This is a genomic window from Ruegeria sp. PrR005 (genome assembly GCF_010500245.1).
GTDB classification, from domain to species: Bacteria; Pseudomonadota; Alphaproteobacteria; order Rhodobacterales; family Rhodobacteraceae; genus Ruegeria_B; species Ruegeria_B marisflavi.
Map to the genome: position 1 here is coordinate 190,697 of NZ_JAAGOX010000002.1, position 9,964 is coordinate 200,660.

The 9,964-nt window shown below is 60.6% G+C and carries 10 protein-coding genes; 3 read left to right on the top strand and 7 right to left on the bottom strand.

What is annotated here, in order from left to right:
- Positions 1-17: 17 nt before the first annotated feature.
- Positions 18-668 carry a response regulator transcription factor gene (locus tag G0P99_RS01890; RefSeq protein WP_164127151.1) on the bottom strand — a complete coding sequence of 217 codons (651 nt, stop codon included), beginning with the start codon at positions 666-668 and terminating at the stop codon, positions 18-20.
- Positions 665-2,098: a cache domain-containing protein gene (locus G0P99_RS01895; RefSeq protein ID WP_164127153.1), complete on the bottom strand. Its 1,434-nt coding sequence runs from the start codon at positions 2,096-2,098 to the stop codon at positions 665-667. The genes G0P99_RS01890 and G0P99_RS01895 overlap by 4 nt, the downstream gene beginning before the upstream one ends.
- A gap of 258 nt (positions 2,099-2,356) precedes the next feature.
- Between G0P99_RS01895 and G0P99_RS01900 the strand changes: the two genes are divergently transcribed.
- The 3 genes from G0P99_RS01900 to G0P99_RS01910 all read left to right on the top strand — a co-directional run bounded on the left by G0P99_RS01900 (position 2,357) and on the right by G0P99_RS01910 (position 6,858).
- Positions 2,357-3,442, top strand: a complete 1,086-nt coding sequence (locus tag G0P99_RS01900) for a TRAP transporter substrate-binding protein (RefSeq protein ID WP_164127155.1) — start codon at positions 2,357-2,359, stop codon at positions 3,440-3,442.
- A gap of 117 nt (positions 3,443-3,559) precedes the next feature.
- Entirely contained in the window at positions 3,560-4,486 is a 927-nt protein-coding gene (locus G0P99_RS01905) for a TRAP transporter small permease subunit (RefSeq protein ID WP_164127157.1), read from the top strand.
- A gap of 17 nt (positions 4,487-4,503) precedes the next feature.
- Complete coding sequence (locus G0P99_RS01910) at positions 4,504-6,858, top strand: TRAP transporter large permease subunit (protein WP_164127158.1); 2,355 nt, start codon at positions 4,504-4,506, stop codon at positions 6,856-6,858.
- Positions 6,859-6,944: 86 nt separating this feature from the next.
- Here G0P99_RS01910 and G0P99_RS01915 read toward each other — a convergent pair whose 3' ends face one another.
- From G0P99_RS01915 to G0P99_RS01935, 5 genes are all read right to left on the bottom strand, one after another.
- Complete coding sequence (locus G0P99_RS01915) at positions 6,945-7,766, bottom strand: arginyltransferase (protein WP_164127160.1); 822 nt, start codon at positions 7,764-7,766, stop codon at positions 6,945-6,947.
- Positions 7,767-7,838: 72 nt separating this feature from the next.
- Positions 7,839-8,276 (bottom strand): RDD family protein, encoded by a 438-nt coding sequence (locus tag G0P99_RS01920; RefSeq protein WP_164127162.1) that lies wholly within the window; start codon positions 8,274-8,276, stop codon positions 7,839-7,841.
- Between the two features lie 56 nt (positions 8,277-8,332).
- On the bottom strand, positions 8,333-8,761 hold the full coding sequence (locus G0P99_RS01925) for a DUF2852 domain-containing protein (RefSeq protein ID WP_164127164.1): 429 nt from the start codon (positions 8,759-8,761) through the stop codon (positions 8,333-8,335).
- A gap of 322 nt (positions 8,762-9,083) precedes the next feature.
- Positions 9,084-9,296, bottom strand: a complete 213-nt coding sequence (locus G0P99_RS01930; protein ID WP_164127166.1) for a hypothetical protein — start codon at positions 9,294-9,296, stop codon at positions 9,084-9,086.
- 118 nt (positions 9,297-9,414) lie between these two features.
- A partial coding sequence (locus G0P99_RS01935; protein ID WP_164127168.1) for a DNA adenine methylase occupies positions 9,415-9,964 on the bottom strand: 550 nt, incomplete at its 5' end.

Here is a 9,964-nt window from a genome sequence, read left to right on the forward strand (position 1 = left end):
GCCTGGACGAAACCCGCCTACAGCCCGACTCCGGTACCTTGCAGAACCCCGTGTTCCAATGCGTAACGGGTCAGCCCGGCGGTCGATGAAATGCCCAGCTTGCGCTTGATGTTCTTGCGGTGGGTCTCGACCGTGCGGACGGATATGTCCAGCGCGATGGCGACCTCTTTGTTGGACTTGCCCTGGGCCAGTTGCAGCAGGATCGTCTGCTCGCGCCCGGTCAGTGCCTCACGCGCCTCTTCGCCTTCCTTGGGTTCCAGCGAACCCTTTGCTCCGGTACAGAGATAACGTTCGCCGCGCATCACCGCGTCGATGGCCTGCTTGATCTCTTCGGTGGGAACGTCTTTGAGCACATACCCCATTGCGCCGTGGCTGAGCGCGGTCGAGATGTATTCGGGACTGTCATGCATCGACAGGATCAGGATACGGGTATCCGGCATCTGCTCCAGGATGATCTCGGTCGCGCTGAGCCCGCCAAGGCCCGGCATGTTGAGGTCCATCAGGATCACGTCGGGACAGAGTGCCAGCGTTCGCCCGACGGCCTCGCGCCCGTCATGGACGGTTCCGATCACCTGAAGCCCGTCATAGCTTTCGAGAATCGCCTGGATGCCTTCGGCCACCATCGGGTGGTCATCGACAATCAGGATGCGGACGGGATCGACGGTCATGAGGATACCTTTCTTTTCTGCGTCGCGTCCTCTTGCGGGGGCAGAAGATGGCTGAGCGGCAGGCTGACTTCGATAACGGTTCCGGTCTGGGCGCCGCGGGACGACAGGATGCGAAGGGTTCCGTCAAGCTGCTCGATCCGCTCTTGCATGTTGCGCAAACCAAGCCCGGGTCCGGTTTTGCCGGGGCCGGAGCGGATACCGCGCCCGTTGTCGGCGATACGCATGGTTGCGCCTTTCTTGTGCCCGCGCAAGTCGATCGAGACGCGCGTCGCGCCTGAGTGGCGTTCGATATTGGTGAGCGCCTCTTGCGCGATCCGGTAAAGCGCGATCTTGCTGTTCTGGTCCAGCCGGTTGCGGAACACCACGGTGGTGAATTCGGTCTCGATTCCGGTGCGCTCGCGGAAATCGTCGGTCAGGGATCTCAGGGCAGGGCCCAGACCAAGGTCGTCCAGCACGCCAGGACGCAGGTCGCGGCTGATCCGGCGGACCTCGGTGATTGCGGTGCCCAGATGGTCTATCCCCTTGTCGAGCGGCGGTTCGGCCCCGTCCTTGTCGCCGCGCGCCAGTTTGCGCCGGGCGTTGTCGAGGGCGTAGCGGACGCCGACCAGGATCTGGCTGATGCCGTCGTGCAATTCGCGAGCAACCCGGCCGCGCTCCTCCTCCTGCGCGTCGAACACGCGTTGGGTCAGTTCCTTGAGCTTGGCATCGGCCAGGCGGCGCTCGCGGATATTGATCACCATGCCCGAGCCAAAAACGACCAGCAGCGCCGCGAGCGCGATCGCGCCTATATAAAGAAAGGTCCGGCGCACACGCAGTTGGGTTTCGGCCCGAGATGCTGCGACCGATGCCAGGACATCGTCGATGAACACCCCGGTTCCGACCGCCCAACGCCAGTCCTGAAGCCCGACCACATAGGCGACCATCTGGGCCTCTTCCCCGGTCGATGGCTTTTCCCACATGAAGGAGTGCCATCCGGCGCCTTGCCGGGCGAGACGGATGAACTCGTCAACGACGGGTATGCCCTGGCTGTCGGTCAGCCCTTCCCAGTTGCGGTTGATGAATTCGGTCTGGCGCGGGCTGACAAGGTTGTTGCCGTCGTAGTCGTAGACAAAGAAGAAGCCGTCCTGGCCATAGATCATCGCGGCCAGAATCTGGGCGACCCGGGTCTTGGCCTCTTCGTCGTCGGGCGCGGCGGGGCCGTAGATATGGGCAAACCCATTGCGGGCCTGGGTGACATAGTTGCGCAGCTCGGCCTTCTTGGCACTCAAGAGCTGCCGTTCCAACGCCTGGATCTCGCGTTCCGCCAGGGTCTGCGCCTGATAGGCAACCAGTGCGGCAATCGCGGTAACCGCCACGACAAGCGGTAGCGTCGCCAGAAGTGAAATCTTCTGAGCGTAGTTGGGCCGGATCAGGGTTCGCAGCCGTCGCATGGCGAATCGATACGAAAAACGGACGCGAAAGCAAAGCCTGAGATCGACCGCAGGTCACGCGCATCCGCCGAGCAGCGGAGCGACGAGGACAAAAAAAGGTGACTTGACGGGCTGTTCGCCCGATTTTCCACCCCTGCTACGTAGTACTAGGTATTCCCTTACGGGATGACCTCTCGCTACCTTTGCGCCACTGAAACGATCCACCCGAAGGGAATGAACCCTCGGGTGTGTACGACTTGCAAGGGGAGGAAATACTCTATGGATCGTCGTTCTTTTCTGAAGACCTCGGCAATGGGCGGTGCAGCCGCTGCGGCCACCACCGCTCTGGCCGCTCCGGCCTATGCGCAGGGCAAGCGGACGCTGACCATGGTCACCACCTGGGGCCGTGGTCTGGCGGGTGTGCATGACTCGGCTCAGCGGGTTGCCGACAACATCACCGCCATGTCCGATGGCAACCTGACCGTGGACCTGAAGGCCGCTGGCGAACTGGTGGGCGCGTTCGAAGTATTCGACGCCGTTACCTCGGGTCAGGCCGACATGTACCATGGTGCCGACTACTACTTCGTGGGTCAGCACCCGGGCTATGCCTTCTTTACCGCCGTGCCGTTCGGCATGACCGCTCAGGAACTGGTCAACTGGTACTATTTCGACGGCGGCATGGAGCTGCATGACGAGTTGGGTCAGATCTTTGGCCTGAAATCCTTCCTGGCCGGCAACACCGGCGCACAGGCCGGCGGCTGGTTCTCGAAAGAGATCAACGGCCCCGAAGATTTCAACGGCCTGAAGTTCCGTATGCCGGGTCTGGGCGGCAAGGCGCTGGGCAAGCTGGGCGCATCGGTGCAGAACATCCCGGGTTCGGAAGTGTACCAGGCCCTGTCCTCGGGCGCCATCGACGGGACCGAGTGGATCGGCCCCTGGGCGGACGAAAAGGCCGGCTTCCAGGAAATCACCAAGACCTACTACACCGCGGGCTTCCACGAGCCGGGCGCGGGTCTGTCGGTTGCCACCAACCGCGAAGTGTACGAAAGCCTGAGCCCCGCGCATCAGAAGATCATCGAGATCGCGGCTGGCGAATGCCACCAGTGGAACCTGGCACAGTTCCTGTCCAACAACGGTGCGGCGCTCCAGCGTCTGCAAGCGGGCGGCGTGAAGGTCATGGAATTCCCCGACAGCGTCTGGGATGCCTTTGGCAAGGCCAGCCAGGAAGTCATGGCAGAGAACATGGGCGACGAGCTGTTCAAGAAGATCTTCGACAGCGCAATGGCGTCGATGAAGTCGTCGTCGGCCTGGTTGAACCTGTCGTCGGGTGTCTACACCGCGCAGCGCGACCGCGTTCTGGGCTGATCCCGCGCACAGTTCAAAAACGGTACCCCCGCCATCAGGCGGGGGGCTTTCCCTTTGCCTGAGCCCGGACTGATGGGGTCTGCATAGGCGGCTCGGCAAGCGTCTCTCGGGGGCAACATGCAGGAAGATAACGGTATCTCCTTTTTCGGCGCCCTATGGAACGGTCTGATATGGCTGGTTCAGAACATCGCCGAGTCCTTCTACAACTTTGGTTACGCAGTCACGCATCCCCAGCTCTGGCTTGATTGGTCGGACAAGGAAGCGGTGATGCGTTTCGTCTACTATGGCGGCTCGGTCGAGTTCTTCTTTGTCGTCTTCACCTTCGTGCTGATCCTGACCGCCATTGGCATGTTCTATCGCAACTTCATGTGGGGCATGGTCCGTGTTCTCGAAGGGTTCGCGAACACGGTTGGGCGGTTCTTTGCCTGGGCTGGCCTCTTGATGGTGCTGCAACAGATCATCATCGTGTTCATCCAGCGGGTCTTTGCGCGTCCTGATCTGTCGTTCGGGTTGGGCATTCCGATCTCGTTCGACGTGAGCTGGTGGTCCGAGGAACTGAAGCTTTACAACGCGATGGTTGTCTGCCTCTGCGCAACATATACCTTTGTTCAGGGCGGTCACGTGCGCGTTGACCTGATCTATTCCGGCATCAGCCACCGGGCGAAGCGGGTGGTCGATATGTTCGGCTCGCTGTTCTTCATGATGCCGATGGCCGTGGTGACCTGGCTTTATGGCTGGTATTTCCTGTGGCGTCACCTGATCGTGCCGAACCCGTCGGCCAGTGACCAGCTTGACCGGCTCTTGATGAAATCGCGCGCCATGCGCTGGAACGTGGAAACCATCGGTTTCAGCCCCAACGGATTCAACGGGTACTTCCTGTTCAAGATCCTGCTGGTGGCGTTTGCAGCGATGATCTTCATTCATGCGGTCGCGTTCTTCTATCGCTCCTGGCTGGAGTTCGTGGAAGGCGAGGGCAGTGTCGGAAAATACCTCGACAAGGATACTCTTGGCGAGGGTGAAGAGGCCTATGAAGGCACGCATTAAGAATAGGAACTGGGGACATGCTATTCGGTCTTGATGGCGTCGAAATCGGCCTCATTATTGTCTTTCTCTGCCTCTTCGGGGGCATTCTCTCGGGCTTCCCGGTGGCCTTTGCCATCGGCGGTGCCGGGATCATCTCCTTCGGCATCATCGCGGCGCTCGACAGCGCGGGATTGCTGATCCATCAGGCCATCGACACCTCGTCGCAGGCCTATCACGATCTGGTCAATTCCGGCATAAGGCCGGATACGATATCGATCTTCCGATACCCGGATCTGCCACGCGCCGCCGAACATGTGTTCACCGGTGGCTGGCAGACCGCGATGGACCGCAACATCGCGTTCATCGTGAACCGGATGAACGAGCGTGTGCTTGCCGGACAGTCGATTGAAACGCTGCTGGCCGTGCTGATGTTCGTTCTCATGGGCATCACGCTGGAACGGTCGAAGATCGCCAACGACCTGCTGACCACGATGGCACGGGTGTTTGGCCCGCTGCCGGGCGGTCTGGCGGTCTCCATCGTCGTCGTGGGCGCCTTTCTTGCCGCCTCGACCGGGATCGTCGGAGCAACGGTGGTCACCATGGGCCTGCTGGCCCTGCCGACCATGCTGCGCAACAACTACTCACCGGAACTGGCGACAGGCGTGATTGCCGCCTCTGGTACGCTGGGGCAGATCATTCCGCCGTCGATCGTGATCGTTCTTCTGGGAACGCTGGCCGGTGATCTATACTCTACCGCGCAGGAAACCCGTGCCATCGAAGCTGGCTGTTCGGATGCCCTGACCTATCTGGGCGAACCGGCGGTGGTCTCTGTCGGGACGCTGTTTCAGGCGGCCCTGTTGCCCGGCATCATGCTGGCCGTGCTCTATGCGGTCTACGCCTTCGGCTTTGCCCTTCTGAACCCGGACAAGGCGCCTGCCGTGGCGATGACCGGCCGCACCGGCGAGGTTGTCACCCGGTCCGAGGCCTTTACCTGGCTTCTGGGTGCGCCCATCGCGTTGATCGTCGGCACCATCCTGATGGCCAATGTCGGAATCGTGGGCAGCCAGGACCTGACGGTGTCCGGCTTCTCGGACAGCTCGAAATCCGCCAGCCTGCGCACCAATGTGTCCGAAGACTGTAAGGCGTCGATGATTGCGCTGCACGGGCAAGAGGCATGGGATGCCGCCGTCGTCGAGCAAGAGGCCATCGACAAGGCGGGCGGCGTGCAGGAAGCGCACAAGCTGACCGAAGAAGAGATTGCCGCCGCGCTGGAGGCCAAGATCGCCGCTGCTGCGCCGATCGGCACCGGTGTTGCGACGCTCTTCGTTCTGTTGGGGCTGACGCTGGTTGTTGGTCGCGGTGTGGCACCGTCTCAGGACCCGCGTCCGCTGATGATCGGCGGGCTTGGTCTGGCGCTTATGCTGCTGGTCGACATCCTGCTGGTCGCGCCCACGACGTCGTCGGGGGTGACCGTGCTGTTGCTGGCGATCCCGACTGCCTTGGCTCTTTACGGGTGCAAGGCCGCCGCGGCGCGCTGTGCCACTAATGATCTGATCCGGGTGGTATTCCCGCCGCTGGTTCTGATCATCGCGGTTCTGGGCTCGATCCTGGGCGGTGTCACCAACCCGACACCGGCCGCGGCGCTGGGTGCGGGCGGGGCCATCATGCTGGCGGCCTATCGCCGGTTGAAGGACGAAGGACGCTCGGGCGCGATCATCATCTGGTCGACTTTCGCCATCATCGTCTGTCTGTTGATCGGGGTGAACTTTGACCTGCGCATCAATCAGGGCAATGTATCGTTCGAAAGCTGGGTCGCCTTCACCTTTGCCTATGCCACTTATGCCTATGCGCTGTTCGGGCTGTTGTTCGGGTGCTGGGTTCTGTTTGCTGGCGGCGTGCTGTCACCCATCGTGCGGGAAACCGCCAAGGTGACCTCGATGGTCTTTACCATCCTGATCGGCTCGCAGCTGTTGAACCTTGTGGTGATCTCCTTTGGTGGTGAGCACTACATCCAGGATTTCCTGAAAAGTTTCGATAACGAATTCAAGGTCTTCCTGATCGTTATGCTGGTGCTCTTCATCCTGGGCTTCGTGCTCGACTTCCTCGAGATCATCTACATCGTGATCCCGATTGTCGGGCCGGTGATCTATGGCGGGTCCTTTGATCCGAAATGGGTGACGATCATGGTGGCAGTGAACCTGCAAACCTCGTTTCTGACACCGCCGTTCGGCTTTGCGCTGTTCTACCTGCGCGGGGTCGCACCCAAGGAAGTGACCACCGGTCACATCTATAGGGGCATTATTCCCTTTGTGATCATCCAGGTGATCGGCATCGGTATCCTGTGGATGTTCCCGGCGATCGTGACCATCGTGCCTGCACTGATCCCGAACTGACGGTAGTTGCGGGACAGAGAAAAGGGGGCCTTCGGGCCCCCTTACTTGTTGCATGGAAGTTGTCCCGGGCGCTTTTCACCTCCCAGTCAGCTGGTGGTGGGCCAGCGATCAGGAAGTTGGATATTCGCGACCTGTTCAGCGATCGGATCCGTTGACAGGGGGTGGCGCGCAGCGTCATGCGCCTCGGGATCGTCGAGCGGATGCCAGGCCCCGCCACGATAGATTTCGAGCCCCGAGAACCGGGATTTGTACCCCATCTTGGGACTGCCAGGCACCCAGTAGCCGAGATAGACATAGGGCAGGCCGGTTTCGCGCGCGATCTCGATGTGATCGAGGATCATGTAAGTGCCCAAAGAATTGCGGTGCTGATCGGGATCGTAGAAGGAATAGACCATGCTGAGCCCGTCATCGAGAACGTCCGTCAGACTGACCGCGGTCAGGGTCCCATTTTCCTGATCGGCATATTCGATGACCCGGCTGCGGATCGGCGTTTCCTCGATCATCGCAGCGAATTCGAACACATCCATGTCTGCCATGCCGCCATCGGCGTGCCGACTGTCCAGATAGCTGCGGAACAGATCAAACTGCTCGTCCGTCGCCCAGGGCGATGTGGCGCGCCGGGTCAGGTGGGCGTTGCGTTTCAGCGTGCGCCGCTGACCACGGGACAGGGAAAAAGCCTTCACGTCAATGCGCGCGGAAAGGCAGGCAGAACAATCCGCGCAAGAGGGACGGTAAAGCACGTTCTGGGAACGCCGGAACCCCTGCTGTGAAAGTGAGTTGTTCAGGCGTTCCGCGCCTTGGCCCTGAAGCGCCGTGAACAGTTTCCTTTCCATCCTGTCCGCCAGATAGGGGCAGGGTTGCGGTGCCGTCACATAGAATTGTGGCGCGATGGGCAGCGTATGGCGCATGGGTGTCCCGTGGTTGCTTGGCGGGATGATAGCAACCGATCCGAAACCCGCCAAGTGACCAAAGTCACATCATCAGGCATAGGCTCTGCGATTGATTGCGACAGTTCCCAGCACCGCGTCAGTCAACCCCTGAGCGCGGGACCCAAGCAGCATCATCAGGATCGAGATGATCTGAAGAACGGGGATTGCCATGCTGACGGTATAGCCTGCGGTATGGGCCAGCGCGAGGCCTCCATCCAGCCGCGAACCATAAGCGTCCCGCAGTTCTACGCCGACGAACCGCATGCCCCAGGTGGCAGACCCTCCGGCGATGGTGGCCACGCGATAGACAAAGCCCACCACCAGGTAGAGGATGGGCCAGACAAAGGCCCCGACAAAGGCGGTCAGCAAAACGACGATCAGGCTGAGAAACAGAATGACGCAGGTGTCGAATACCCAGGCGAAGAAGCGTTTGACCGCAACGCTCTGGTAGAATTCGGGCTGGTGGTCGGGATGGGGCAGGTGTGTCATTTGGTTGGTCCGTCGGTCAATGAATGGCAGCCCCTTGGCGGGGCTGCCAGAGTGGCTCAGATAGCGTCTTCGTCCCGGTCACCATCGCGGGCCTTGCGCACGCGTTCGTCCATGAACTCGTCAAATTCCGCCTTGTCCTTGGCTTCGCGCAGGCGGTGGAGGAACGCTTCGAAATCTGCCTGTTCCTGTTCCAGGCGAGCCAGGGTGTCGGCCTTGTAGGCGTCAAAGGCGCTGTTGCCGGTGGTGGACATGGCCCGCATGCCATGATGGCTCCAGGTTTTGCGGCGGGTGCAGGACTTGCTGAACATGCGTTTACTCCAGATCATATAGGCGAGAAGGGCGAGGCCAATGGGCCAGAAGAAGACAAAGCCAAGGACCATAGCGGCGATCCAGGCGCCCTTGCCCTTGCTGTCCAGCCAGGCTTCGCTTCGATGCAGCCAACCCGGATGAGACGGGGTGGCGACGGGGTCGGTCATCATGGTCATTGTCGGTCTCCAGATCAGGTTTGAATGTGAATGTCTTTCACATTGTGAATGTGGGAGAGGGAAAGGGACGTTGCAAGAGGTGATGTGAAAAAGATTTACATTGAGTCCGGATACGCTGAATGCCATTCGCCAATCACCCGTGATAATCCTTGATGATAGCGGATGATAGCGGACACTTTTTCTTGCAAACTTTGACAGAGATATTTGCAGCAAACGATTTTTGCTATCCTTGGCCTTGTTAGTTGCTAACTGACAGGATGTCAGTCGCAGAAAAGCCGCCCGGTTGGGGCGGCTTTTTCGAATCGGGTTCGCTCTGGGCGCCTCAGAGGTCCCGGATCGTCCTAGCGGCGGCCAGGCGAGCCTGCGCCCGGTCCAGCAGCTCCTGCGCCTCTAGGAGTATCCCGAAAGCCATGTTCTGGTTGCCGCCTTCCATGGCCATGGCCGCCTCGGTCAGGCCGGCGCCCAGGCCGGTGACGTCTGCGGCGGCGGCGTTCAGCAGGGCGGCGATGGTGGCGGTGATTTCGTTGTTTTCCATGTCTTGTCTCCTTGTTCCGATGACATCGACATAGGCGAGAGTTTTCGGATTGGAGCGCCCTCGGGATTGCTCTTTTCAGCCCGTTTGAGCAATCTTCGAAAGCCCTTTGAACGACCCTTCAAATGTCGAAATTCGCCACCAGAAGCTCGCGCCGTTTGCCTAGGTCCGAGGCCTTGCGGGCAACGGTGTAGGACGTTGACACCTCGGTGATCTGGAACCCGGCGAAGAGCTCTCGGATCTGGGGCACATCGTTGATGGACATCAGCACCTTGCCCTCGGCCGCGCCCATGAAATCCGCCAGGTGCTCGAAATCCTCGGGCGCGAACATCGCCTTGCCATAGTCGTTCTCGCAACCCCAATAGGGCGGATCCATGTAGAAGAGCGCGCCGGGCCGGTCGTAGCGCGCCAGGAACTCGCCATAGGGCAGGCATTCGATCACCACGCCCGAGAGGCGGGCATGCACGTCCTCGAGCATCGGCTCCAGCGTGGTCAGGTTGAAGCGCGCCGGCCAGTCCGGCGAGACCCCGAAGTTGCGGCCCGAGACCTTGCCGCCGAAAGCGGTGCGCTGGAGGTAGAGGAAGCGCGCCGCGCTGAAATGCCCCATCTGAATTGGTCCACCGTTATGTATAGGGAACGGAGGACAGAGAATGGCAAACAAGCGGCACAAG